Below are 25,728 nucleotides of genomic sequence, written 5' to 3'. Positions count from 1 at the left end.
GGATGAGGGACCTGTCCCTCTGTCCACGCGTTTCACCTTAAGGCGTTTTTGATTTGTTTTATATAGAAGTATCTAACTATTAGGAAGTAGGCTATTTGAATGATGGCGAAGCTACCTAGTACTAGGGAGGCTTCTACTGTTAAATTGTAATTAAAAAGGTTAGATAGCGCTGTAAGTGCGACTGCTCCATGTATTAGGGCAACGACAATCGGCGAGAAAAATAATAGCGCAATTTGGCGGTTTACTACTTTTTTCAGCTCTGATTCGGTTAGCCCAATTTTAGAAATAGCACGGAATTTGCGCTTTTCTTCATCAAAATCAGAAAACAGGCGGAAATATAAGAAACTGCCTGCAGAAACGAAAAAGACAATTCCGATAAACAAGCCGATAAATAAAATTGGTCCAAAAGCTTTGTTAATATCAAACAACGTATAATCTACGGAAAAAGCTTTATACTGTAATTCCTCTTCTAACTTTCTTCCTGTTTCAATTAGTTGATCCGTATTTGCATTTTGCGCAACCCAAACTGCACTCCAATCCGTATAAACCGGTGTTCCAAGCTGGTCATAAACGTTATCATGCACGACATAATAACCGTTAATTTCTGTTAACACCGCAGATTCGACTACGCGGCTAGGACTAATTTCTTGTCCATTAATTAGTGAAATATTCGTTCCCAATAACCGCTCACTCGCTTTTGGCCCATCCATTACAATGGCATCGCTCTGTTCAACAACAAACGCCTCATTTTCCTTTGGATGAAGCTTCTCCCGATTGATTAATGCGGCAAAACGATTATAGTCAGAAGCTTTCGCCACCAACACTTCCATTTCTCCCACTTGGAATTTTTGTAAAAGAAGAGTTTCCATTTTTGTTTCTATCTTTTCTTCTTTAATAATACGGTTCATGACCTCAATATCACGTTCGACCTCTTCATTATTTGCTCCTCCGAACGGACTATAGGAGAACGTGTATGGATTAACATCTTTTATTCCTTTCGTTAAATAAGATTGAAAGCCATATAATGTTCCAATTGCACTAAAAGCTACGGTAGAAATAATCGCCACCATAAAAAATGTTCTAGCATTATCCTTCATTCGAAAGGAAAGGTCTGAGAATAATAGCATATTTGTTTTTCGCCAAAATACAGATTTATTTCGTTTTAATAAACGTATAACAAACACACTTAATTGTGTGAAAAATAGATACGTTCCAAGCGTAACGACAATAATAACAGGAACCATTGCAAACATAACTGCTATACCTTCAACGTAAAGTGCTGTACTGTACCCTCCAATAAGTAGTAGTGCTGCCAAAATAGACAGAAGAATAGAAGCTTTCGGTTCTCCCTTGGATTGTTTATCTCCTTTTAGAAGGTCTACCAATTTTTTCGTACGTAATATAAACGAAACAAAAATGGATATAAAGAAGAATAAAATGAAAAAGCTAATAAATGTCACTACTATCGCGAGTGTTGGGATATAAAAGTGAAGGGATTCTTCAATAATTAAAACATTCTCGGCAATTAGTAGAATCGCCTTCGCAAATAGCAAACCCATCCCAATTCCACCGATAGTTGCTGCAAAACCTATTAATATGTTTTCTAAAAATACCATTAATCGAATTTGCTTGTCAGATGCTCCAAGCATGATTAACAAACCAAACTCTTTTTTCCTCGATTGCAAAAAAGAACTCATCGAGTAAAGAATAAAAAAGAATGAAAATACATAAATAATTCCACCAGCAACCGTCATTCCAAATAGTGCATTTTCATTTATAGCTCCTTCTGAAAATGTAGGGTGAAACGAAAAGATGGCAAACGTGAAAAAGACCATTACTGTAAACATACTACTTAGGAAATACGCAATATACAGTCGCTTATTGCGTAACACATTATTAAACGCGAATTGACGAAAGGTCATTTCCATCCCCTCCCATCAGTGAAAGCATGTCAATTATTTTTTGGAAAAATGCTTGTCTATTATCTCCACGGTAAATTTCGGAATGAAGTTTTCCGTCTCGAATAAATACTACTCGGTCCGAATAGCTAGCTGCTAGTGGGTCGTGCGTTACCATTAAAAGACTAGTTTTTTCTTTTTCATTAATAGATACGAGCATTTTCATTACATCTTTGGATGCTTTCGAATCAAGGTTTCCTGTCGGTTCATCGGCTAGTAGCAGCTTAGGCTTATGAATCATCGCTCTTGCAATCGCAACACGTTGTGCCTGACCACCTGATATTTCGTACGTGCGCTTATTCATAAGTGAAGAAATCCCAAGTGTATCTGCAATCGCTGCTGCCTTGGCCTTCATCTCTTTTACTTTTGTACCCTCTAAAGTTAATGGTAGAACAATATTTTCCTCCACTGTTAACGTGTGTAACAGATTAAAATCTTGAAAGATAAACCCTAGTTCATTTCGTCGAAACTTTGCAAGTGCGTTTTTCTTCAGTTTATGAGGATTTTCACCTTCAATTTCAACAGATCCACTAGTTGGTTCATCATTCGTCGAAATGATGTTTAATAGTGTTGTTTTTCCACTGCCCGAAGGACCCATAATCGCAACGAACTCACCTTTTTCTATTTCTAAATTAATATCTGTAAGGGCACGGTAAGCTACTTTCCCGTCATATACTTTACTTACATTTGTTACTTTAAGCATAATCTTATCTCCTCTCCAAACGTTTCTAGGAAAAGTATAGCCGAATACCTTACATGTTAACTATCGATTATGCTTTCACTTTTCTTACATCGATGTAATGTTTTGTGTTTCAGAAAAGATAATTCGAACGGTAGTTCCAACGTTAGGCTCTGATTCCAATTCGATACGATGATCTAGCTTCCGAGCGACTTCTTTAACTAAATAAAGCCCCATTCCTGTCGACTCTCGATATTTACGTCCGTTTTCTCCTGTATAAAATTTTTGAAATACTCGTTTTTGGTCTACAACCGGAATTCCTATCCCAAAATCTTTAACTTCTAAGACTGCTTCTCCTGACCTTTCATAAACAGAAAGGATGATATTATTTGATTTTCCTGCAGAATATTTCACGGCATTATGTATCAATTGTGTTAATAAGAAGAAAAGCCATTTTTCATCCGTCTCAACGTTAATAGCTTGTTTTTCTTCTTGTAATTTAGGGAACACTTCGTTACGAATGTATAACCGTTTGTTCTCCTGATTCACTTCATGTATTAGCTTCGTAAGCGTAACAGGTTTAATGAGAAAATCTTCTTGGATTGTACGAAGACGAGCCATGTATAAAACTGTATTTAGTCCGTTTCTCATTCGTTCTGTTTCTTCCCGTATGTTTGAGGACTCTGGCTCATCTAAGCCCTGTGCGGTTAGTTCCACAACAGAAAGTGGGGTTTTCATTTGATGAACCCAACGGTCCATGAATAACAAATGCTCGTCCTGTCTATCTTCCGCTTTTTGAAGTTCGTCTTTATATAAACGATATTGCGAAATGAGTAAGGAGTCGAGTGCTTCAGAAATTGGTGTCCGCTCTGTCGTTTCAAACGACTCGTCTAATGTATTTAAAGGAGTTTCTAGCCTCTTGTAAAAATTCTTTCTACTTAAGTACCGGTATAGTAGAAAGAAGGTTAATAGGACGAGCGAAAGAAAAACAGCATACAGGATGACGCCTGTACCTCTGTAGCCATCTAACCAAAATAGAGTTGCTATCACTACGCATTGACTAAAGTAAATGAGAATAAATAACATATGTTCACGAAAAAAAAGCCTCATTCGTCTTCCTCTTTCCAAGTAATGCGAAGACGATAGCCCGCTCCTCTAACCGTTTCTACTGCATTTTCTATTCCAACTTCCTGTAACTTTTTACGAACTCTCGTAATGTTCACATTAAGTGTGTTCTCATCGACATATGCTTGATCATCCCAAAGTTTCTCTAACAAGTCTTGACGCCCTGCAACTCTTGGATAACGATCTAGTAAGTTCTCGAGTATGTCCGTTTCTTTTTTCGTAAGTTGTGTCATGTTACTATTGAAATGAAGTTCCAGTCGTTCTGGGTATAAAGTTAGCCCATCTTGAATGAGCATTCTTTCTTCAAATTTAGTAGCATACTCTCCATATGCACGACGGAGTTGACTCCGAATTTTCGCCATCACAATGTCCGGGTGAAATGGTTTTGTTATAAAATCATCCCCTCCATTTTCTAACGCCATTACTTGATCCATCTCCCCAGTTCGAGCAGAAATAAATATAACAGGACAAATCGACTCTTTTCGGACTTGCCTACACCAATAATATCCGTCATAGCTTGGGAGATTAATATCTAATAATAGGAGCTTTGGTTGAACACTACGAAAGGTATCCATTATTTTTTCAAAATCAGTGGCAATCGTTACCTCATAGCCGTATTTCTCAATATATGACTTTAAATAATCTGCAATTTTTATATCGTCTTCTACAATTAAAATCTTCTCCATCTTTGTACTCCTCATCTTCTTTATATAGTGCCAGTTTAATGGAAGATTCTTCTTTGAGCAAATGTGATGGGGTTATGTTACTTTTAAAACACACCTTACATAGACAACATGAAAAAACGCCCACCTATTAAATTAGGAGGGCGCCATCTTGTTATATATTCTCTTGCTTTAATCCTTCTATTATATTTTGCTTCTTCACTTTTTTAATAGAATACAACATGGAAGAACCAACGATTACAAATATCGCAATAATAACGAAAATGATTTCCAGCCAAGGCAGGCTAAATCCATATTCAAATGTGTTATTAAAAGATAAATACATAAGGATCATCACGACAATACTTATTGGTAATCCATAAAGTAAGGCTTTCAGTCCATAAAAAATACTTTCATAGTTCATCATTCTATTAAAGCCACTAGGTGTCATTCCGACCGATTTAAGCATTGCAAACTCACGCTTTCTAAGCGAAATGCTAGTTGAAATCGTATTAAAAATATTCGCGACAGAAATGGCCGATATTAAGACGATAAATCCATATGTGAATACAGACATTAATAAAATCACTTGTTCACTTTGTTGTCTATTTTTAAATATGTTATAGACGTAAAGGTTAGGAGACTTCACTTCTTCAATAGCTTCTTGAGTGGCCATTGGATTAGAACTACTTAAATATAAATATTTATAAGACTCACCTTCGAAACCATCGCTCAATAACTGTCCTAATGTACTAGCCGATACAATAATATTTAACCCTCCTGGATGTGCTGTGTGTACACCCATCGGAATTTTGTCAGTTAGAGCAGCAATAGTAACAGAGTTTACATAGCTTCGTTCACCAGTTTCGTAGTTAAGGTTAAATAGGTCAATACTTTCTCCTCGTGTTGTATGGATCGTCTTTGTTTCAATTACTTTATTAAGGTCATAATCTTTGTATGACACTTGGTCAATGACAATCGCTGGTAAAACTCCATCTTCATGAATGCTATCTATATTAACCCCAACCTCTTTCGCATACGCTTCATAACTTTCTTCATCTAATCCGATTACTTCCACATAGTATGGGTATTTTCCATCTTCAAGAACACTCGGGTCTTCTTTCACAACTTGCTTTAATTCTTCGGCTATTTGGTTTTCCTCTATCCACGCATGTAGTTGAACTTCTTCAAGAAGAGTTGACTCCGTTACAAAATCTACATTCATTAGTGGTCGCAAATCCTCTTCCACAGTAGTATTACTACCAGAAATTTGAATATCAAAATTAATATTGTCTTGGGAAAGCTCTACTGATTTTTGTAAGTTGGATGTGAAAAAAGCTACAGTTAGAAACAAGACAATACTGATGACTAGTGAAAATACGGTAGCTTGATATCGTCTTTTGTTTCTTTTCAAGTTTTTCAACCCGATTTCCGCTTCGATACCAAAGAGCTTACGAACAAGTTTAGATGTTTTTACTTTTTTACCTGTAAGCTTCACATCTTCCGTTTGACGGATTGCATCAATGGCTGATACTTTCGATGCCTTTCTTGCTGGTATATAAGTAGATAAGAAGATTGTCAAAGCAGAAACGAAGCAAGCAACAAATATCGTCATCGGAGTTACAACTACAGATAAACTTTCGGTAGTATTTAGCGCTTCATTTATGAAAGTGTTTATAAAATAGAAAGTAACGCCTATTCCAGCAATACCTGAGACAATTCCGATTGGGATACTAATTCCCCCAATTATGATACCTTCAAAGAACACGGAATTTCTTTTTTGTTTCTTCGTCGCTCCCACACTAGCAAGCATCCCTAAATGTCTCGCACGTTCTGATACACTTATCGCAAAAGCATTATATATTAAGGATATCGACCCGATAATAATAATCCCCATAATAATTCCACATAGTGAATATAATGTGACATGTAACGTATCTACATTCGTAACTCCGTAGTAGCGAAGCAATTCATTGTTAAAACTTTTAGAAGGGATGTCGAGCTTTTCGGCTAACTTTTCGGCATTTTTATAAATAGAACGGTTCACCTTGTTCACAACAACAATCGCATTTACCGTTTCGTTTTCTGTTAAGTTTTTTTCATCAATATAATTAATAATTGTATAACCCGGCGACCACGTCGGCTCCCATGTCGGCCGCTCTATTATTCCAACTACCGTATAGGTTTGAGCTATTTCGGTACGAATTTCTTCAATAACTCCAGTTTCTCCCCTTTGTAATGAATCGGTTTGGGTTAAAGGCTCTATAGTCGCTTCCGTCCAACGATTACCTACATCAAACGTTAATTCATCACCTATTTGATAATCTACCTTCGCATTTCTTTTAATTTCATGAGAAATAACAATTTCGTTTTCAGACTTTGGTAGTCTACCTTCTTTTAATTCGATTGGGAAATTTTTAAAACCTTGTTCATTATATTGCTTAATAAAAACATAAGGTTTATTTTCATTTTGGGACTCATTTAAAGCTGCATATCCTAAGTCTCTTGATAGTATGAGTTCTTTTGTATGTTCATCCTTTTTTATCGCTTCAATTTGTTCTGTATGAACTTCTTTATACACAACGTGCCAATGGCCTTCATCCGCGATAGATTGTCGCTTTAATAAATCTAAAAAAGAAACCCCTAAAGTTGCAACGGCAGTGATCATCGCAACAGAAATAATAACCCCAATGATCGTTACTAGCGTTCTTCGTTTATTTTCTTTTAAATGTCTTACGGTTAATTTATTGACGATGTTCATGGACGAATCACCTCGTCTTTAGCGATTCTGCCGTCTTCAATCGAGATTACGCGGTCTGCTTGTAAGGCGATTCTTTCATCATGTGTAATAATGATTAGTGTTTGATTAAATGTTTTATTGAACATTTTTAGTAGCTCGATTATTTCTTTACTATTTTTGCTATCTAAGTTACCTGTAGGTTCATCCGCAAGCATAATTGCAGGATTGCTTATAACCGCTCTTCCTATCGACACACGCTGTTGCTGTCCACCAGAAAGCTGATTAGGTAAATGGCTTAAGCGACCTTCTAACCCTAGTATTTTCGCAATTTCTTTAAATTGTTTTTGGTCTACTTTTTGCTCATCTAGCAGAAGTGGTAATGTCATATTTTCTTCTACTGATAGAACAGGAATTAAATTATAAAACTGATAAATTAACCCGATTTGTCTTCTTCTAAAAATCGCTAGTTGTGTTTCGTCCATTTGATAGATATCTGTATTATCAACAAGTACTTTTCCGCTTGTCGGTCGGTCTACTCCACCTAATAGATGTAGCAATGTAGATTTCCCAGAACCTGATGGGCCGATAATCGCCACAAATTCTCCCTTTTTGACCGAGAATGATACATTATCTAACGCCGTTACTGCTGCATCTCCTTTTCCGTACACTTTAGACAGATTTTCAATTTGTAAAATATTCATATATAAACCCTCCACTGTTTTGATGATTTTAGTTTATCTGTCTAAAATGACTATAAAGTGACTTTTTTCGTGACAATTTAGTCACTTAACGTTTTGTGCTCAAATAACTCTTTTGTAAAACTTAATTTGAAACTCAGTTCCGGCTCCCCATTCACTTTTCACTTCAATATCTCCCTGTTGACTCGTAATAATGCTGTTAGCCATTGCTAGGCCGATTCCAACGCTATCTTCTCCCGCGTGTTTTCCTTTAAAGAACCGTTTAAATATGTAAGGTAGGTCTTCTTTCGGTATTCCGGTGCCGCTATCTTTTATCGTAATCTCTGTAAAAAGTGCATTTTCTTTATAAGAAATAGTAATAGTCCCTTGTTCTGGTGTATGCTCGACACAGTTCTTTAAAATGTTAATGAGTGCTTCTGTTGTCCAATTTAAATCACCGGTATAGGTTACAGAATCGTCTCCATCAATGTTTAATGATAACTGCTTAATGTCCATTGGAATGAGAACTGGTTGTAACGCTTTTTGAACTAGTTGAGATACTTGAACTTTTTCTTTTTTAAAGTTTACCGTTCCCGCATCTATTTTGGACAGCTTTAATAGTGAGGATACTAACCATTCAATCCGCTCTAATTGCTTTTCAATATTATTGGTAAACTCGATTCGCTTTTCTTCTTGGAGATTTGGGTTTTGAAGTAAATCTGTCATGACCATCATCGACGTTAATGGTGTTTTTAACTGATGAGAAATGTCTGAGATGGCGTCTGTTAGCTTCATTTGGTCTCTCCGTAAAGATTCACTTTGCTCCGATAACATTAGCGTCACTTTGTAGATATCATTTTTTAAAATGCTCAACTCTCCTTCATAGTTGTCGCGGACATCTAGCGTAAAATCTCCATTACTAATCCTTCTTAAATAACTAGAAAGCTCGGCGATTTCCTTGTAACGCCAATTTGTGAAAAATAGAAAACATACGATTAAGCACATTGCCGTAGCAAATACGAACGCGCTAGCTACAAGACCTTCAAAAATGGAAGTAATAATGGTCCCAACAACAGTTACTGCTGCTATAAGTAAAATAAAACGTTGAATTTCTGGATTCCGAAACACCTTAACCACCAACCTTATAGCCGAGACCACGTACTGTTTTAATAATCGTTGGGCTTTGTGGGTTATCTTCTAACTTCTCTCTTAAACGTTTAATGTAAACGGTCAAAGTATTGTCATTCACAAAATCCCCAGCTACATCCCAAATACGCTCTAACAACTGATTTCTCGTCAAAACTTGTCCAATATGATTGGCAAAAATGAGAAGCAACCGATACTCTAGTGCTGTTAACAACACTTCTTGCCCTTGTTTATATACTTTTCCTTCTTGTGTATTAATAGAAATGTTCTCTATATTAATCGTCGTTGCTGGCGGAGTATTGGCTTGTTTGTTATACCTTCGTAGTACCGATTTAATACGAGATAACAATTCCCGAATACGAAACGGTTTTGTTATGTAATCATCTGCTCCCATATCCAGTCCCATTACGACATTTACTTCATTGTCTAACGCTGTTAAGAAAATAACTGGCTTATCCTGTTGTTTTTTTACCGCTTCACACAATTCATATCCAGTTCCATCCGGTAATGATAGGTCAAATAAACATAAGTCGATATGATCTAACTGTGTTGCGATAACGTCGCTAGCTGATTCCACATCATGGCAAATGATTGTTTGATAGTCTGCATCCTGTAAGGAATATTCCAAACCAGAAGCAATTGTTTTATCATCTTCTACAATAAGTATTTTCATTTTCAACATCCTAACTCGGTTACTTGAGAAACTATCATTAGTTTACAGAAAAAAGGAGAGCAACAAAAGGGTAAGCTGTATGATATTGGCGATAATTTGTTAAAGAATGTCCTTTTATCGTAAAGGTAACACGTACCTAACAATACTCTTCGGCAAACAAAGGAAACCACGTCTTATCCTTTTTCCACTCCAAGAAATAAAAAGCCATTCAACTCCCACCTAAATGTATTAGGAAGGAGATGAAAGGCTGTATTTTAATTAGTACACGGGTTAGCCCGTGAGAAAGATATGGGAAAAATGAATCGGAAAGGAAGCTGCTCCTCTTACCGAGTGAACAAAGGACATCCCCCTCCGTTCGTGCTTTATATTTTTTTGAAGATTAATGTAGCATTATGTCCACCAAAGCCTAAGGAGTTGGACATTACTACTTGTAGATTCTTTTGACGGGCTACATTTGGTACATAATCCAAATCTAATTTTTCGTCAGGCGTTTCGTAATTAATAGTTGGTGGCATCACTCCATCTCTCATCGCTAATATGGAGATGACCGCTTCTAAGGCTCCAGCGCCACCTAATAAGTGGCCAGTCATTGATTTAGTTGAACTTACAGACAGATTGTAAGCATGCTCTTTAAATACAGTTTTAATTGCATTTGTTTCATATAGATCATTGTATGGTGTGGAAGTTCCATGTGCATTTATGTAATCAATCTGTTGATGAGATATTCCAGCTTCTTCAATTGCTTCGCGCATCGCCCGCGCTGCACCTTCTGCATCTGGAGCTGGTGTTGTAATATGGTAAGCGTCTCCTGTAGCACCATATCCGATAATTTCCGCATAAATTTTCGCACCACGTGAGCGTGCATGTTCAAGCTCTTCTAATATGAGGATTCCACTTCCTTCTCCAAGAACAAAGCCATCACGATTTTTATCAAAAGGACGGCTCGCCTTCTTAGGGTCTGGATTTTTTGACAAGGCTGTCATGTTAGAAAATCCAGCGATCGTCATTTCTGTTATAGCTGCTTCTGTTCCTCCAGCAACAATCACGTCTGCTACCCCGAGCTGAACTGAACGAAACGCATCACCAATTGAATTTGCTCCAGAAGCGCAAGCAGTTACAGAGCAATTATTTATTCCTTTTGCACCGAGTTCAATCGATACTCGACCTGCCGCCATATCTGGAATGAGCATCGGAATAGTAAACGGACTCACCCTCCGCTGACCTTTATTGAGGAATTTTTGGAACTCTTCTTCAAATGTTCCAATACCACCAATTCCAGAGCCAATCCATACTCCTACTCTCTCTGCGACTGCGTTTTCACCAACTTTTAATCCCGCATCTTCCATTGCCATTTTACTAGCAGCAACAGCAAATTGACTAAACCGTCCCATCCGTTTCGCTTCTTTTTTATCCATATAGTTGGCCGGTTCAAAGTCCTTTACCTCTCCTACAATGGAAACATCCACTCTATTTTTATCAATGGTAGTTGACTCTGCGATTCCAGAAACACCATTTTTAATATTCTCCCACGTAATCAATGCATCATTTCCTACTGGAGTAACCGCACCGACACCTGTAATGACTACTCTCTTTTTCACAAATATCTCTCCTAATCACTAACTATTAAACTAATACTTACCTATAATAGTTTATTTTAACAAATGAGTATCATTCCTTCTAATTTATTGACTTAAAAAACTAAATATTTCGTAAAATTATTATTTCGCTTGATTTAAATGGACGAAACGGGACTCGGAGTACAAAAAACCTTCCCATGAAATAAAATAAATTGGGAAGGTGTAATGTGGAAGAAGAACTCTGTCCACTTTAAATCAATAGATTAAAAAGGTCGGGGTCTTTGTTGACTTCCATGAAGGAAAAGCCTTTTTTCTTCATACGGTCGATTAATCCTTGATAGTTTTCTCTCTTTTGAATCTCGATACCTACTAATGCTGGTCCGTTTTCTTTGTTATTCTTTTTTGTATACTCGAATCTTGTAATATCATCTGTTGGATCTAAAACTTCTATTAGAAACTCTCTTAATGCACCGGCTCTTTGTGGGAAGTTTACGATAAAGTAATAGAGTAGTCCCTCATAGAGCATGGAGCGTTCTTTAATCTCCTGCATTCTTCCGATATCATTGTTGCCCCCACTAATGACAAGGACAACATTTTTCCCTTTAATTTCATCCTTGTAAAAATCTAATGCTGCTACAGTTAAAGCGCCTGCTGGTTCTACAACAATGGCATGTTCATTATACAACTCTAGAATACTCGTACATACTTTACCTTCTGGAACGACAATGATGTCTTCAAGCTCACGACAAATTTCAAAAGTTTTACTGCCTGGAGTTTTTACTGCACACCCGTCTACAAAGTTATCAATATCATGGAGGGTTATGACCTTGTTTTCTTTTAAGGATTCCTTCATACTTGCAGCCCCAGCCGGCTCAACACCAATCATTTTTGTATCAGGTGAAACACTTTTAATATAGGTGCTTAGACCAGACATTAAGCCGCCCCCACCAATTCCAGCAAAAACATAATCCACTTTCTGATCACAGTCATTCATAATTTCTATCGCTACCGTACCTTGACCAGCAATGACTTTTTCATCATCAAATGGATCGATGAACGAGCGATTTTCTTCTTCTGCACAACGATTCGCTTCTTGATAAGAATCGTCAAAAGTATCACCAGTTAAAATAATTTCTACGTACTCTTTACCGAATAGTTTTACTTGGTTAATTTTTTGCTTTGGTGTTGTAGTCGGCATAAAGATTTTTCCATGAACTTTTAGTTTATGACATGCAAAGGCAACCCCTTGTGCATGGTTACCTGCACTCGCACAAACGACACCATTCTCAAGCTCCTTCTGGCTTAAAGATGCCACTTTATAGTACGCCCCTCTTAACTTAAAAGAACGAATATGCTGCAAGTCTTCCCTTTTCAGAAAAATATTACATCCAAATTTCTCAGATAGTCGTTCATTTTTTTGTAACGGTGTATGGCTAACAACATCTTTAATCTGTTGATAAGCAATCATTACATCTTCGAGTTGTACAGTTTTCTTATTGATTACGGTTTTTTCACTCATTTATGTTTACCACTCCAGCTTTGTCAGTTTAACTTTTTAAAGTATCTAAAAAGTTACTCATAATGCAAAATTTAAAATATTCCTTCTATTCTAACCTAGTTTCTAAAACTATGGCAATGAATTTAATTAAAAAATCTCTAAAAAAACACTCTTCTTAACGAATGAGTGTTTTTACCGTTTGGTATAAGGAATTACCACTAACAGCAATAATCATAAGGATGTAACGGCAGTTTAGCTGGGGATTTCCATTTCCATGTGCCTACCTTCCAATGCCAGGCACCTAAGGCGGCAGCACAAGCATCAATCGAATGACTTTGTTCAGCAACAGTTGCTGGTATTCCGATAAGCTGTTGTTCTTCAAGCCAATTTAATAATACCCTTCTCACTTCTAAGTCTTGCTTATACGTTAGGACATAACGCAATTCGTTTGGAGACATTCTGGAACCGATAATGGCACCAGGATGCACTTCCACCATTGATATAGGGTGTTTCGATTTCTGTGTTGCAATTTCTCTACTAAGTTTGATTCCTCTTAATGTTAAATATACCATCCGGTTTAAAGTAGGAGGCATAACAGATCCTGGCCTCATCCCGATTTCAACAGTAAACTTTCGCAACTCACGATCTGATTCTCTATCCCCTCCACCGTCTTCATATGACAAGGGAGCGTCGATACCAATTACGACTTCATCTAATTGAGATTGTACTACAACCTCTTTTAAGATTTCTTCATCACTCATATCGCTTCTACACTTAACAAATTTCAATTGCCCTTTTTGTAATTCAAATACTGTAAGCACTGTATCCTTATGGTTACTAGGACCTGATAAATCAATTCCTATGACTCTCATAATATCACCACACTATTTATTTATTACTATTGCTAATTTGTAGTTTGCGTGTTGGTTGAGTTCTTCTAAAAAATGATTCATTTCTTCGTTTGATCGGAATTTACATTCGAGAATATAGCAACCGTCCCCGCTTATTTTATAATTATTTAAAACATATTCTTTTTTTGTATTAACGAATGATAGATAAGATTGATGAAAGATACTTTCTGTAATGATTGTAATAAAAGCATGTATAACAAATCCTAGTTTGGCTACGTTCACTTTTACGGTATATCCTTCAATCACCCCACTATCCTCTAACTTCTCCACTCTCGCGGAAGTGGCGGGACCAGTCAGATGAACTTTTTCCCCTAATTCTTTCATTGTTATTCGACTGTTTTTAGATAGTTCGTCCAAAATCCGCATGTCCGTGTTATCTAACATTTATTTTTAACTCCTTTCATTAATAAAGTAAAATCGCTAAAAGACTTTATTTAATCTATATATCGTTGATAAGGTCATAGTTTAGAATAGACATTGTTAAAACAATTTTTTAAATGAAATGGAGCTAATCGCTATGAATATACAACAAATTCGTAATGCAACAATCGTTGTAAACTATGCTGGGAAAAAGTTTTTAATTGATCCAATGTTAGCGAAAAAAGGAGCATATCCACCTTTCCCAAACGCACCTAGACAAGATCAAAATAATCCGTTAGTGGAATTGCCAACTACTATTGACACAATTATTGAAGGTATTGATGTTGTCATCGTTACTCATCTTCATTATGATCATTGGGATGAAGCTGCAATAAAAGCTTTACCAAAGGATATCAAATTATTTACTCAAAATGAAGAAGATGCAATTGAAATTCGAAATGCTGGATTTCGAAATGTAGAAGTTTTACAAGAAGATACTGTATTTGATGGAATTCAATTAATTAAAACGAAAGGCGAGCATGGAAGAGGTGAAATTTTAAAATTAGCAGGGCTAGTATGCGGTGTAGCCTTCAAACACGCTAATGAAAAAACGTTATATGTAGCCGGCGATACGGTTTGGTATGATGCAGTTCAAGAAGTTATCGATACACATAAACCTGAAATTATCGTAGTTAATGCTGGAGATAACCAATTCTTTGAAGGTGGTTCTCTAGTTATGGGTAAAGATGATGTTTATGAAGTATACAAGGCTGCTCCTAACGCAAAAATTATTACTGTCCATATGGAAGCTGTAAACCATTGGGGATTATCTAGAGAAGAATTAAAAAATTTCTTGACGAATAAAGGTATTGCGTCTAGTGTGTTAGTACCTGATGATGGAGAATCGTACGAGCTTTAAGTTATTAATATAAATAAAAGCGGACTCGTTTTCTTGAGGAAAAGCTAAAATACTAAAGATAAAAAGACCTTGGGGGTCTTTTTATCTTTTTGTAAGTACATATTATTTAAGAGATTATTTGCGAATACTTCCTTATTACCTCCCTAACTTTTTTAGCGATTTGAGTCCCCACTGCCTTGTCTAACAAAGTTCTAGACAGATAGAATTACTACATTTGGAAAAAAATGTGTGGATGAGGGACTATGTCCACATTAACCGTCGTATCTGAGTGCGACGTTTTTTAGTTGGGTGTAGTTTCTTAATGCTTCTAGGCCTTTTTCTCGGCCGAAGCCGCTTTTTTTGTATCCGCCGAATGGCATTTGGATTCCGCCGCCAGCTCCGTAGTTGTTGATAAATACTTGGCCGCTCCGTACTTTGTTCGCGATACGATGCGCTCGTTTTACATCGTTCGTCCAAATACCAGTAACTAAGCCAAACTCTGTATTGTTGGCAAGTTGTAGTGCTTCTGCCTCGGTCTCAAAACTAAATACAGACAGGACTGGGCCAAAAATTTCTTCTTGAGCTAGTTTACAGGCTGGATCCACGTGGTCTAATACGGTTGGAGCAAAATACGAACCGCCCTCGCCACCTTCTACATCCACTCCTCTTCCCCCTGTAAGTACTTTAATCCCTTCAGCTTCTGCAGCAAAGATAAATGACTCAATTCGTTCAAATTGCTTTTTTGATAGAATTGGGCCAATATCCGGATCTGATATACCAGGACCTACCTTCAGCTCTTTCATTCGGTTGACAACTTTCGCTACAAACTCTTCTTTAATCTCTGCTTCTACTAAAAGTCTTGATCCAGCTGAACATGTTTGCCCTGCATTTTGAATAATAGATTTAACGACCCATTCTAACGCTGCATCTTGGTCGCAGTCACTAAACACGATATTCGGTGATTTTCCACCTAATTCAAGTGTAACTGGAACGATGTTTTCCGCCGCTGCCTTCATGACGGCCATGCCGGTCGGTACAGAACCTGTAAATGTTATATGATTAATGTCACGGTGCGAGCATAAAGCAGTTCCAGCGTCATACCCATAGCCAGTAACGATGTTCAATATTCCTTTTGGTAGCTTCGTTTCCGCGAACAACTCAGCTAGCTTTAGGGCAGTTAATGGGGTATCCTCTGCAGGTTTCACAACACAAGCATTTCCTGTTGCAATCGCCGCAGCGACACTTCTTGAAATAATTTGAATCGGATAATTCCACGGAATAATATGGGCGGTTACCCCCACAGGTTCTCTTACCGTATAATCAATAATTCCATATTCGACGGGAATTGTTTCCCCAAGAATTTTATCTGCCATTCCTGCATAGTATTCGAAGTATCGTGCAGCCGCCTCTACGTCTGCATACGCCTGGGACAACGGTTTTCCTACATCGATTGTCTCTAGCTTTGCCAAGTCATCTTTGTTCTCACGGATTTTTGCAGCTATCTCTAGCAAAATATAGCCTCTTTCATGAGGACGGAATGTTTGCTGCCATTCTTCCGATTCAAAAGCCTTTCTCGCTGAGCGAACTGCAGCATCTATATCCTCTGCCTTGCCCATAGGAACTAGGGCAACTTGGTCTCCAGTTGAGGGATTTATGACAGTAATGCTCTCTCCTGAAGCGCTTTCTACCCATTCTCCATTTATATACATTTTTAGATTTTTCATCATTCACCGCTCCCTTTCACGCTTTACTTACAGTCCTCTTCCACCATCTACATGAAGGACGGTTCCTGTTACCATCCGCGCTTCATCGGAGCATAAATAAACTGCTGCATTGGCAATGTCAATTGGCTCGATTAACTTGCCTAAAGGAACACTTTGCTTGAATACGGAGTCCTTCATTTTATCGACATCTGCTCCTTCAGCCGCAAATTGTCCGAGCATTTGTGTATCACTTGGACCTGGGTGTATTACATTTACTCTTACCTTTTTCGGAGCGAGCTCAATCGCTAAAGCTTGTGAGAAAGAAACGGCAGCCCCTTTTGAAGCGATATAAGAACTCAGTCCAGGACGTGGTCGGACTGTCGAAATGGAAGCAACATTGACGATAACCCCTTCTTGATCTGATAATGCTTTTACAACAGCACGGTTCATTAAAAATACAGCTGTCGTATTGATTGCGATAATTCGGTTCCACTCATCAAGCGTTACGTCCTCAATCGGTGTAGATTTTTGGGCAATGCCGGCAATATGTACTAATCCATCAAGTTTTCCAAAAGCTTGAATAGCTTGCGCGACAACATTTTCTGCCTGTTCCTCTTTCGTTAAATCCCCTTCTACTGTTAAAAAATTGTTACTCTTTTCGGATAGGGAAGCAACGGAAAGATCACAGGCAACGACATTCGCACCTTCCTCTAAAAAGCGATCAACTGTAACTTTACCCATTCCGCCTGCAGCACCAGTTATAATATATGTTTTTCCAGAAAGTCTCATTATCTTATCTCCCTTTCTATCTTTCTGTTTAGAAACGAGGAAGGCCAAATTGCACGCCTCCCTCTTTCGTAAAAATCTATTATTATGCTAATGTTCTTTCTGTATTAGCTAACATAGCTTCTATAATCGCTTGCCCCATTTCTTCTGTTGTCGCCGTTCCTCCTAAATCTGCTGTTAATACTTTCCCTTGTTTCACTACAGATTCAATACCAATCATTATTTTTTCTGCAAGGTCGTTGCGACCTAGATGCTCCAGCATCATTGCCGTTGACCAAATTTGAGCAATTGGGTTGGCTTTTCCCGTCCCTGCTATATCTGGTGCAGAGCCGTGTACAGGTTCAAACATCGATGGATATTCACGGTTTGGGTTTAAGTTAGCAGATGGTGAAATTCCTAAACCTCCAACGAGAGCCGAGCCTAAATCAGATAAAATATCCCCAAAAAGGTTGGAAGCAACGACAACTTCAAAAGATTGTGGTCGCTGAACAAAATAAGCAGCTAGTGCGTCAATATAATTTTCTTCAAGCGTAATTTCAGGATAATTACTAGCCACCAACTGGACAGCCTCATCCCATAGCTTCATAGAATGGATAACTGCATTCGATTTCGTTCCGCTTGTCACCTTTTTTTTGCCGTTTTTCTTTGCATATTCAAAGGCAAACTGAGCAGCGAGTGATGTGCCACGTTTAGTAATAACCGTATTTTGTATCGCTAGTTCCAGTTCCATCCCTTGATAAAGTCGTCCTCCACTATTGGAATATTCTCCTTCTGCGTTTTCACGGACTATGACAAAATCAATTTCCACATCATCGTATCTCGTTTTCATCCCATCTAGCTTTTTTACTGGTCGTAAATTAATATATTGCTGGAATTGTTTACGAATCGGCATAATTAATTCCCAAATCGTTATCTCGTCAGGGACACGTTCGTCACCGATTGCTCCAAATAGAATAGCGTCATAGTTTTTCAGTGTCTCCATACCGTTTTCTGGCATCATTTTACCGTGTTTTAAATAATAATCAGAATTCCAATCGAACATATCTGCTTGAAATTGAAAGGTTGAATCTTGCTCTTTTAGACCTTCCAATACTTTTAAGGCTTCCTTCATTACTTCAGGACCGATTCCATCTCCTGGAATGACTGCAATTTTATATTGTGACATCTCTTGTTCCCTCACTCGTCTTTTCCTCTATTTAAAAACAGTAAAGCTGCTGTTCGGTACATTTCTGTTGTTTCTGCCAATTCGTCGATATCTACGTATTCATCAATTTGATGTGGAACTTCGCGGTCGCCTGCACCAGTTGTGACAATAGGAACTCCAGCTAGATGGAGGAATGTTCCATCTGTCGCACCAGGAACTCCGTTATAAACAGGGGGCTTTCCAGTAACTTCTTCATATGCTTTTGCAATGGCTTGCACGACTGGTTCGTTTATATCTGTTTCTGTCCAAGGTCGGTCCTCAATCACTTCAAACTCCGCTCTAAAGTTTTCATCATCTTGAGCAAACCTGTCAAAAATATGTTGAATTTCTTTTCTTATCTCTTCATGATTTTGTCCAGGAACCGTTCTTACATCTAGTGTCGTCATACATTGATCTGGAACGACATTAATTTGAGCATCCCCACGAACAGGTGCTTGCAGAATCGTCGGTGTAATACTCGGCCAGCCTAATTGTGGATGGCAGCCAAGTCTTTCCTTTTCTCGTTGCTCGTAGTCGTCTAATGCACATATAATTTTAGCCATTCTCGTATTTGGGTTAATTCCGCTAAGAGGCATTGCTCCGTGAGCCATTTTTCCATACACACGAATTACGATACGCATTGCCCCTTTTTGACTTACACATATTTGATTTTCTTCCGGTTCACAAATAATAGCGCCGTCTACATTATCAGCCCAACCTTGCTTAATAAAATGCTTTATACCGATCATCATTCCTTCTTCATCGCACGGAATACAAAGAATTATTTTTCCTGACCACTCTTCTTTATCCCTTAAAATTGAATGAGTTGCGGTGATCATGCAGGCAAGATTTCCTTTCGTATCATTCGTACCGCGACCGTACATCCTTCCGTTTTCGATAACCGCTCCAAACGGGTCGTATGTCCAAGCTTCTCGATCTCCCTCTGTTACTACATCCGTATGCCCTTCAAATAGCAATGTTGGGCCTGGTTTTCCAGAATCAACGATACCAATTACATTCGGCCGGCCTGGCTCGACTTCTTCTACATGAACTTCGATACCTAAATCTCTTAAATATTGCGCAACATAATTCGCTACTTTTTCTTCGTTTCCTCCTTCCACACCTGGACGATATACACTAGGGATTTGGACAAGTTTTTGCGTTAATTCAATAACTTCCTCTCGATCTCTCACACTTCTATTTTCATGGGATTGTTTGATAGACGGCATAGTATACCCCTTTCTTTTTCAATATTCAAAAAACTGTAAATAAAAGGGGGATGACAGCTGTAGATATAGCGACGTTTCGCGAATCCTTGGTCATCCACCTTATGGAGTTAGCCAGTTAGGCTTGTAGCTTATTTGAATTAGATATAATCGTTTCTTTTGTTAATAAACTTACGATAACAAAGGCTAGTAGTGAAAAGATAATTGGAAATACAACAGAATGAACTCCCATCATATTTGGTGCGAAATTATGAACAATAATATAGGAAGATACACCGACAACCATCGAAGCGAGTGCCCCATGCTGATTACCTCGTTGCCAATATAGTCCCATAATGACTGGCCATATAAAAGCGGATTGTAAACCACCGAAAGCAAATAAGTTTAACCAAATTAATAAGTCTGGTGGACTTAACGCCATCGCAAATACGAGAATTCCAAGAACAGTCGTCACACCGAAACTAACTTGTTTTATTTGTTTGCTTGAAGCTGATGGTTTAATGAAGTTTAAGTACACATCTTTTACAACCGCAGAACTTACTAATAAAAGAAGCGAGTCAACCGTCGACATAATGGCAGCTAACGGTGCTGCTAGTACGATTCCAGCTAGCCATGGTGGCAATACTTCCATCGTAATTAATGGCATAACAGAGTCTCCCACTGCAATATCTGGAAGGATTGGACGTGCAAATACTCCAATTAAATGCATTCCGAGCATAATAAAGCCGACTACGATTGTTCCAGTAATTAACGCTCGGTGCATTGCTTTTGAACTTTTATACGACATCGCACGAACGGTAACTTGTGGAAGGGCAACAACTCCAACACCAACTAATATCCAGAAGGACGAAACATAGGCTGGAGTAAGTCCGCCGTCATGTCCAAATGGTGTTACTAAATTTGGGTTTTCCCTAGCAAGATCTGAGATAATATTTGAAATCCCACCTCCTGCAATAATCGTCCCAATTAAAATGATTAATGTACCAACAAACATGACAACCCCTTGAATGGAGTCAGTTACTGCAACAGCACGGAATCCGCCGATAATAACATAAATGATGACACAAACTGCAAATATAAATAGGGCAGATGTATAAGAAAGACCTGTTAATGATTCTATTAATCTTGCTCCGCCTACCCATTGAGCTGCCATTGCGGAAAAGATAAAGATAATAATACTGAAAGCAGCTACAAGGGATACAGACTTACTGTTATTGTAACGACTACGTAAAAAATCAATGAGGGTAATTGCTTTATATTTGCGGGCGTATATCGCAAATTTTTTCCCTAAAATAAGTAATGTAAAATAACCTGTCGCCACTTGAGCCATCGCAAGAAGTACCCAGCCCAATCCTTGCGTATAGGCAGTACCTGGTCCACCGATGAAACTACTCGCACTTCCGTAAGTGGCTACCATTGTCATCGCTAAAATGAATCCGCCTAACTCCCTGCTTCCGAGAAAGTATTCCTGCAAGAAGTTACTAGAATTTTTCAGATGACGAGACGACCAAAAGCCAACAACAAAAATGGAGATGACAAAAATTATTAATGGAAATATTACTTGCCAGTTCATTTTGTCTCCTCCTCTTCCTCAAAACTAACTTCTGTTAAGAATCCTTTCACAACTATAATAACGAGTACGATCATTATAATTGTTCCTACAACACAGCTATAAAAAAACCACGCTGGCAATCCGAACACATACGTATATTCTTCTGGAGGTGTTGATCCTAACCCGTAAGCGAAGCCATACCACCATATAAAGTTAAAAATAACGAGTCCAACACCGATTAATGCTTCCCTATTGGCGATTTTAAATCGTGGATCATTATGATCTATCTCATTATGATTCATATCTCTCTCTCTCCCTTCATCTCAAAAAACTGATTCCTTACACGTGCAAAAGGAAATCTCACCTATTCCGCCCTTTTTAAAACGTAATCTTTTAAACATGCTTGCAGGTTGCTCTCTTTCTATTGCCTCCTATCCCCCTTTTCTTTCATTTCTGAGATAACGGTTAAACCAATTTACAGAATATTTTAAATTTATAGTATAACAAAATAAATGACAAGCACATTAGACATAATATCCAATCATCACCCCAAAACATTTTCCACTTTGTCTAGGTGTGGACAGAGGGACGGGTTTCTTATCCAGGGAAAAAATGGGGAATTCAACATCTTACGAACCTACATAAATACGAATAAAAATAGAAAACCTACCTATCATATTGTAAAATTTGAAACTCCGAAGAATCAAATTATACAAAAATAATGGAAGGTTTTCTACTATAATTAATAACACATGGGTAGTGGCAAAGGAAAAACGATCATTAAAAGTGTATAATATCCCTGTCCATTTATCCAATTCTGTTTACTTAATATTGGTTGAATTCCTGTATCCCAACCCTATTGTACATTTTCAATCGAAAATTTATTAGTACTATATAGCCACGGTTGTATACTAGCTCCAATTAATCCAGACTCATTCTGTAGTTCTGCAGATTTGAGCTCAACACCATTAACTAATGCCCTTAATCCCTTATGTTTTAAATTTTCCTGTAAAAGGTAAATTATCCAATCTTCGTTTGCCATTACACCTCCACCTAATACAACTATTTGGGGATTAAACATATGAATAAGATTTATGATACCTATTGATAATCCTTGAATCATTTGTTGAACAACTTCTTTTGCTAATGGGTGACCTTCCTTATAAAAACGAAAAACTTCTTCCCCTGTAATTGAAGCAACATCGATGTGTTCCTCGCCATGCTCTGTCAACAGTTTGCTCATTCTTCTAGCAATCCATGTACCGGAAGCAAACGTTTCTAAGCAGCCAGGAAGACCACAGTTACATAATTCGCCATTCATATCAACCGACATATGGCCAAGCTCCGTAGCTCCACCCCAAGTACCGTGTATTAAGGAACCTTTCGTTAACACTCCTCCACCAACACCAGTTCCAAGTGCTAAACAAATGACTTCTTGATAGCCTTTCGCAGCCCCAAAATATTGTTCAGCAAGCGTCAACACGTTTACGTCATTATCTACATAAACCGGTAATTCAGAATAAGCTTTAATCTCTTCACGTAAATGAATGTCTCCCCAGTTACGAATGTTCGACGTTCCTGATAATATCTTCGCTTCCTGTACATGTACTTGACCTGCGGTACCAATTCCAATTCCACCTAAAGTGATGCTCTTTTTGTTAGCAAAAAGTGTTAGCTCCACAATTACTTCTTTTAACACTTGAAGTATTGCTTCTCTCCCAAGTTTTGGGGTAGGTACTTTCACTTGGTGAATGATCGTGCCGTCCCGTTGAACAATGCCTGCTGCTATTTTCGTTCCACCAATATCTACCCCAATGTTATAGTCCACGATTATTACCTCCCTACTGCTTTTTTGAAGCATGAGTATATTGCTTCCAAGGCTGAAATCCAAATTTCCCGTAATAGTTTAATAGTATTGTCCAATCGACCACCATATCTTCAACACCTTCCTTCTGTAAAAGAAGGACAATTTGTTCAAAGTACGATGTTCCTAAACCTTTTCCTTGATATTCCTTCGCCACACCAATCGGTCCAAGTCCACCGTATTTTTCCTTTAATAGCTCTTTCCAAAAAATACTCGGACCAATATAACCGTCGTTAAACGTGTGAACATGGGCAAAACCAATTAATGCATCTTCTTTAAAAAGCCCAACCGTTCCGTCGACACGTCGATCTTTTCGCAAAAAAGCTAACGTATCGTCGTACCATCTCTGACTGAAATTTGCTTGAATTAGCGACAATAAAGTAGACTGTTCCCCCTCTCGAAGCCTTCGAACCGAATAGCCTTCTTGTAGAGGATATTTTCCTGCATAATCGGAAATGCTCGTTCGTAAATCGTAGGCACTTCCTTCCACTTGATAGCCTTGCGATTGAAAAAAACGAATCGTTTCCGTACGCTCACTCGGTATGCCTGGAAATAAATGATAAGGGTCCATCCCTACAAGTACGTCTGCTCCACTCATCTGCTGTTCAAATTCTCGTAGCATGCCACTACCAATTCCTAAGCCGCGAAACTCTTTATCAACTAATATAGCACTAATCCAACAACCACCTTGCTCCGTATCTCTTTTAGAAACAAGGAAACCTACTACTCTACTGTTTTCAAGTGCAACGAATGATGCTTCCTCGTTCACCCACTCATTAGCAACTAAATTACGCTCGAATAATAGTTCCGTTATCGGAAAAGACTCCGCTAAGTTCTGATTCCATAGAGGGATGAACTCTTGCCAAGAACCATCCCAGTCTTTCCAACTACGAATTTGAATTTTCATAGGAAAAGCTCCCTTGCTCTAGCAATTTCACCGGTGACTTCCCTTGAAAAGTTAATTGTCCGTCTAATAGTTTCTTTAATTGATGAATCGTATGATCTGTGTAACTAAAAGTAGTAATATATGTGCCCACCGTCTTTGGTAAACGCTCGATTATTTGTGGATTCCAAAGAGAAACAACGATGATGCTTTCCGTCTTAGCTGATAATCGGTCCACTAACTCCACCCAGCCTCGTTGCAATTCTCTCCGTTCATTAATTAGTAGCACAACGACATCACCTTGTTGAACCGTTGTTACTATTTCAGCTATCTCAATTAATGTCGGATTTTCTCCACTAATATACGTTACTTCATATGGTTCCTCTGCAAAGACGACGTCGACAATTGCCTTTCTGTCTCCCATATAACTAATATCATTGTAAGAAGATTGCCCGATTACTTTGATTGTCTTTGTACGGTCTAACGGTAAAACATTACTTCTATTAAACTGTAACGTTATTCCTTCCGCTGCAATGCGATTCACCACTTCATGATATTGCTCTTCGACGATAGTAGTTGGATTTAAACTATCCGTGAGATTCTCATCGTCAATCCACTGTTTCTTCTTATTTAAAATCCGATGAACTGCAGCTTCGACTGTTGATAAAGGTAGCACTCCATTTACCACTGCACGTTCTACCGCTTCTACCATGGAATATTGAGAAGCAACATCTCGCCCACAAGCAAGTATAATATCGGCACCAGCTTGAACCGCCTTTACAGACCCTTCTTCTCTTCCGAAGTATTTCGCAATCGCATCCATTTCCATCGAGTCTGTGATGATTAATCCATCATATTCGTATTTTTCTCGTAACAGCGTTTGTAAAAAGTACGAACTTAATGTAGCTGGAAATTCACTATCTAATTGCGGATAAACAATATGGGCAGTCATTATCGCATCCATATTGTTGTTCATATTATCCATAAAAGGGACGAGTTCAAACGACTCTAACTGTTCTAACGTTTTATCTACCATCGGCAAGCTTAAGTGGGAATCAAACTCCGTATCTCCGTGTCCAGGGAAATGCTTACCTACCGCTAAAACCCCAGCGTCATGATAGCCTTGTATACTCGCTTTCCCTAATTGACTCACTTCTACCGGTGATTCGCCGAAGGATCGAGCACCAATTACTGGGTTATTCGGATTATTATTAATATCAATATCCGGCGCAAAGTTCATATTAAATCCAATCTTTTTTAACTGTTGCCCCATGACAAAGCTAGCATCGTACGCATTTTTTTCACTTTTCGTAGCACCGATCAGCATATTTCCAGGAGATACAACCATCGAATCCCATAAATAGGCAATCCCTCCGCCTTCTTGGTCAATCGATATCCATAATGGCGGACGGTTGTTGTTAACAGCGATTTGTTGTATATCTCGAATTAACGTAATTACTTTATTTATATCTCGTAAATTTCTTTGGAAAAGAATAACTCCCCCAACATTCCAGTCCACAATCGCCTTTTCAAGCTCAGCTGTTACTTCTTCTCCCCCAAAAGCAATAATAAACATTTGCCCAATCTTTTCTTTTAGAGTCCAATCTTTCACCACCATACGTTTCCC

General features: G+C 38.2%; 21 protein-coding genes and 2 pseudogenes. 1 reads left to right on the top strand and 22 read right to left on the bottom strand.

What is annotated here, in order from left to right; genetic code table 11:
* Positions 1–32: 32 nt before the first annotated feature.
* The 13 genes and pseudogenes from BC6307_RS06090 to BC6307_RS06035 all read right to left on the bottom strand — a co-directional run bounded on the left by BC6307_RS06090 (position 33) and on the right by BC6307_RS06035 (position 14,030).
* Positions 33–1,922: an FtsX-like permease family protein gene (locus BC6307_RS06090; protein WP_066410735.1), complete on the bottom strand. Its 1,890-nt coding sequence runs from the start codon at positions 1,920–1,922 to the stop codon at positions 33–35.
* On the bottom strand, positions 1,897–2,661 hold the full coding sequence (locus BC6307_RS06085; RefSeq protein ID WP_066410737.1) for an ABC transporter ATP-binding protein: 765 nt from the start codon (positions 2,659–2,661) through the stop codon (positions 1,897–1,899). Before BC6307_RS06085 ends, BC6307_RS06090 begins: the two co-directional genes overlap by 26 nt.
* Positions 2,662–2,745: 84 nt before the next feature.
* Entirely contained in the window at positions 2,746–3,747 is a 1,002-nt protein-coding gene (locus BC6307_RS06080; RefSeq protein ID WP_066410738.1) for a sensor histidine kinase, read from the bottom strand.
* Positions 3,744–4,448, bottom strand: coding sequence for a response regulator transcription factor (locus tag BC6307_RS06075; protein WP_066410740.1), 705 nt, complete (start codon positions 4,446–4,448; stop codon positions 3,744–3,746). The genes BC6307_RS06080 and BC6307_RS06075 overlap by 4 nt, the downstream gene beginning before the upstream one ends.
* A 151-nt stretch (positions 4,449–4,599) precedes the next feature.
* Positions 4,600–7,185, bottom strand: coding sequence for an ABC transporter permease (locus tag BC6307_RS06070; protein ID WP_066410744.1), 2,586 nt, complete (start codon positions 7,183–7,185; stop codon positions 4,600–4,602).
* Positions 7,182–7,865, bottom strand: coding sequence for an ABC transporter ATP-binding protein (locus BC6307_RS06065; protein ID WP_066410746.1), 684 nt, complete (start codon positions 7,863–7,865; stop codon positions 7,182–7,184). The genes BC6307_RS06070 and BC6307_RS06065 overlap by 4 nt, the downstream gene beginning before the upstream one ends.
* Positions 7,866–7,964: 99 nt before the next feature.
* Positions 7,965–8,282 (bottom strand): annotated as a pseudogene (locus tag BC6307_RS25690) (sensor histidine kinase); the annotation flags it as partial.
* A gap of 162 nt (positions 8,283–8,444) precedes the next feature.
* Positions 8,445–8,636: pseudogene (locus BC6307_RS25685) on the bottom strand (histidine kinase dimerization/phospho-acceptor domain-containing protein); the annotation flags it as partial.
* Between the two features lie 334 nt (positions 8,637–8,970).
* Positions 8,971–9,660 carry a response regulator transcription factor gene (locus BC6307_RS06055; RefSeq protein ID WP_066410750.1) on the bottom strand — a complete coding sequence of 230 codons (690 nt, stop codon included), beginning with the start codon at positions 9,658–9,660 and terminating at the stop codon, positions 8,971–8,973.
* A gap of 362 nt (positions 9,661–10,022) precedes the next feature.
* On the bottom strand, positions 10,023–11,258 hold the full coding sequence (gene fabF / locus BC6307_RS06050) for a beta-ketoacyl-ACP synthase II (protein WP_066410754.1): 1,236 nt from the start codon (positions 11,256–11,258) through the stop codon (positions 10,023–10,025).
* A gap of 229 nt (positions 11,259–11,487) precedes the next feature.
* On the bottom strand, positions 11,488–12,756 hold the full coding sequence (gene ilvA, locus BC6307_RS06045) for a threonine ammonia-lyase IlvA (protein WP_066410756.1): 1,269 nt from the start codon (positions 12,754–12,756) through the stop codon (positions 11,488–11,490).
* A 197-nt stretch (positions 12,757–12,953) separates the two neighbouring features.
* Positions 12,954–13,607 carry a DUF429 domain-containing protein gene (locus tag BC6307_RS06040; RefSeq protein WP_066410757.1) on the bottom strand — a complete coding sequence of 218 codons (654 nt, stop codon included), beginning with the start codon at positions 13,605–13,607 and terminating at the stop codon, positions 12,954–12,956.
* 12 nt (positions 13,608–13,619) lie between these two features.
* Positions 13,620–14,030 (bottom strand): Lrp/AsnC family transcriptional regulator, encoded by a 411-nt coding sequence (locus BC6307_RS06035; RefSeq protein ID WP_066410759.1) that lies wholly within the window; start codon positions 14,028–14,030, stop codon positions 13,620–13,622.
* A gap of 133 nt (positions 14,031–14,163) precedes the next feature.
* On the opposite strand from BC6307_RS06035, the gene BC6307_RS06030 reads away from it, so the two are divergent.
* Positions 14,164–14,925, top strand: a complete 762-nt coding sequence (locus BC6307_RS06030) for an MBL fold metallo-hydrolase (RefSeq protein ID WP_066410761.1) — start codon at positions 14,164–14,166, stop codon at positions 14,923–14,925.
* Between the two features lie 251 nt (positions 14,926–15,176).
* Here BC6307_RS06030 and BC6307_RS06025 read toward each other — a convergent pair whose 3' ends face one another.
* The 9 genes from BC6307_RS06025 to nagZ form a co-directional block, all read right to left on the bottom strand.
* Positions 15,177–16,628 carry an aldehyde dehydrogenase family protein gene (locus BC6307_RS06025; protein ID WP_066410869.1) on the bottom strand — a complete coding sequence of 484 codons (1,452 nt, stop codon included), beginning with the start codon at positions 16,626–16,628 and terminating at the stop codon, positions 15,177–15,179.
* A 27-nt stretch (positions 16,629–16,655) separates the two neighbouring features.
* Positions 16,656–17,396 carry an SDR family NAD(P)-dependent oxidoreductase gene (locus BC6307_RS06020; protein ID WP_066410870.1) on the bottom strand — a complete coding sequence of 247 codons (741 nt, stop codon included), beginning with the start codon at positions 17,394–17,396 and terminating at the stop codon, positions 16,656–16,658.
* An 82-nt stretch (positions 17,397–17,478) separates the two neighbouring features.
* On the bottom strand, positions 17,479–18,558 hold the full coding sequence (locus BC6307_RS06015) for a tartrate dehydrogenase (protein ID WP_066410871.1): 1,080 nt from the start codon (positions 18,556–18,558) through the stop codon (positions 17,479–17,481).
* Between the two features lie 11 nt (positions 18,559–18,569).
* Positions 18,570–19,805: a M20 family metallopeptidase gene (locus tag BC6307_RS06010; protein ID WP_066410763.1), complete on the bottom strand. Its 1,236-nt coding sequence runs from the start codon at positions 19,803–19,805 to the stop codon at positions 18,570–18,572.
* 115 nt (positions 19,806–19,920) lie between these two features.
* Entirely contained in the window at positions 19,921–21,375 is a 1,455-nt protein-coding gene (panF, locus tag BC6307_RS06005; protein WP_066410766.1) for a sodium/pantothenate symporter, read from the bottom strand.
* The gene (locus BC6307_RS06000; RefSeq protein WP_066410773.1) at positions 21,372–21,656 is read right to left on the bottom strand and encodes a YhdT family protein; all 285 of its coding nucleotides are present in this window, start codon (positions 21,654–21,656) and stop codon (positions 21,372–21,374) included. Before BC6307_RS06000 ends, panF begins: the two co-directional genes overlap by 4 nt.
* A 554-nt stretch (positions 21,657–22,210) precedes the next feature.
* Positions 22,211–23,182 (bottom strand): ROK family protein, encoded by a 972-nt coding sequence (locus BC6307_RS05995; RefSeq protein ID WP_066410774.1) that lies wholly within the window; start codon positions 23,180–23,182, stop codon positions 22,211–22,213.
* A gap of 13 nt (positions 23,183–23,195) precedes the next feature.
* A complete protein-coding gene (locus BC6307_RS05990; RefSeq protein ID WP_066410776.1) occupies positions 23,196–24,125 on the bottom strand; it encodes a GNAT family N-acetyltransferase in 930 nt (309 codons plus the stop codon).
* Complete coding sequence (gene nagZ / locus BC6307_RS05985) at positions 24,106–25,719, bottom strand: beta-N-acetylhexosaminidase (protein WP_066410777.1); 1,614 nt, start codon at positions 25,717–25,719, stop codon at positions 24,106–24,108. Before nagZ ends, BC6307_RS05990 begins: the two co-directional genes overlap by 20 nt.
* Positions 25,720–25,728: the final 9 nt, after the last annotated feature.

Source organism: Sutcliffiella cohnii (assembly GCF_002250055.1).
In the GTDB taxonomy this organism is placed as follows: Bacteria; Bacillota; Bacilli; order Bacillales; family Bacillaceae_I; genus Sutcliffiella; species Sutcliffiella cohnii.
Note: the sequence above shows the minus strand (reverse complement) of the source record. Positions and strands in the feature narration are given on the sequence as shown.

What these genes read in the sequence shown, in the direction of transcription:
- BC6307_RS06090 (WP_066410735.1), bottom strand. Translation starts at nt 1,922, where the DNA reads ATGACCTTTCGTCAATTCGCGTTTAATAATGTGTTACGCAATAAGCGA.
- BC6307_RS06085 (WP_066410737.1), bottom strand. Translation starts at nt 2,661, where the DNA reads ATGCTTAAAGTAACAAATGTAAGTAAAGTATATGACGGGAAAGTAGCT.
- BC6307_RS06080 (WP_066410738.1), bottom strand. Translation starts at nt 3,747, where the DNA reads ATGAGGCTTTTTTTTCGTGAACATATGTTATTTATTCTCATTTACTTT.
- BC6307_RS06075 (WP_066410740.1), bottom strand. Translation starts at nt 4,448, where the DNA reads ATGGAGAAGATTTTAATTGTAGAAGACGATATAAAAATTGCAGATTAT.
- BC6307_RS06070 (WP_066410744.1), bottom strand. Translation starts at nt 7,185, where the DNA reads ATGAACATCGTCAATAAATTAACCGTAAGACATTTAAAAGAAAATAAA.
- BC6307_RS06065 (WP_066410746.1), bottom strand. Translation starts at nt 7,865, where the DNA reads ATGAATATTTTACAAATTGAAAATCTGTCTAAAGTGTACGGAAAAGGA.
- BC6307_RS06055 (WP_066410750.1), bottom strand. Translation starts at nt 9,660, where the DNA reads ATGAAAATACTTATTGTAGAAGATGATAAAACAATTGCTTCTGGTTTG.
- ilvA (WP_066410756.1), bottom strand. Translation starts at nt 12,756, where the DNA reads ATGAGTGAAAAAACCGTAATCAATAAGAAAACTGTACAACTCGAAGAT.
- BC6307_RS06040 (WP_066410757.1), bottom strand. Translation starts at nt 13,607, where the DNA reads ATGAGAGTCATAGGAATTGATTTATCAGGTCCTAGTAACCATAAGGAT.
- BC6307_RS06035 (WP_066410759.1), bottom strand. Translation starts at nt 14,030, where the DNA reads ATGTTAGATAACACGGACATGCGGATTTTGGACGAACTATCTAAAAAC.
- BC6307_RS06030 (WP_066410761.1), top strand. Translation starts at nt 14,164, where the DNA reads ATGAATATACAACAAATTCGTAATGCAACAATCGTTGTAAACTATGCT.
- BC6307_RS06025 (WP_066410869.1), bottom strand. Translation starts at nt 16,628, where the DNA reads ATGAAAAATCTAAAAATGTATATAAATGGAGAATGGGTAGAAAGCGCT.
- BC6307_RS06020 (WP_066410870.1), bottom strand. Translation starts at nt 17,396, where the DNA reads ATGAGACTTTCTGGAAAAACATATATTATAACTGGTGCTGCAGGCGGA.
- BC6307_RS06015 (WP_066410871.1), bottom strand. Translation starts at nt 18,558, where the DNA reads ATGTCACAATATAAAATTGCAGTCATTCCAGGAGATGGAATCGGTCCT.
- BC6307_RS06010 (WP_066410763.1), bottom strand. Translation starts at nt 19,805, where the DNA reads ATGCCGTCTATCAAACAATCCCATGAAAATAGAAGTGTGAGAGATCGA.
- panF (WP_066410766.1), bottom strand. Translation starts at nt 21,375, where the DNA reads ATGAACTGGCAAGTAATATTTCCATTAATAATTTTTGTCATCTCCATT.
- BC6307_RS06000 (WP_066410773.1), bottom strand. Translation starts at nt 21,656, where the DNA reads ATGAATCATAATGAGATAGATCATAATGATCCACGATTTAAAATCGCC.
- BC6307_RS05990 (WP_066410776.1), bottom strand. Translation starts at nt 24,125, where the DNA reads ATGAAAATTCAAATTCGTAGTTGGAAAGACTGGGATGGTTCTTGGCAA.
- nagZ (WP_066410777.1), bottom strand. Translation starts at nt 25,719, where the DNA reads ATGGTGGTGAAAGATTGGACTCTAAAAGAAAAGATTGGGCAAATGTTT.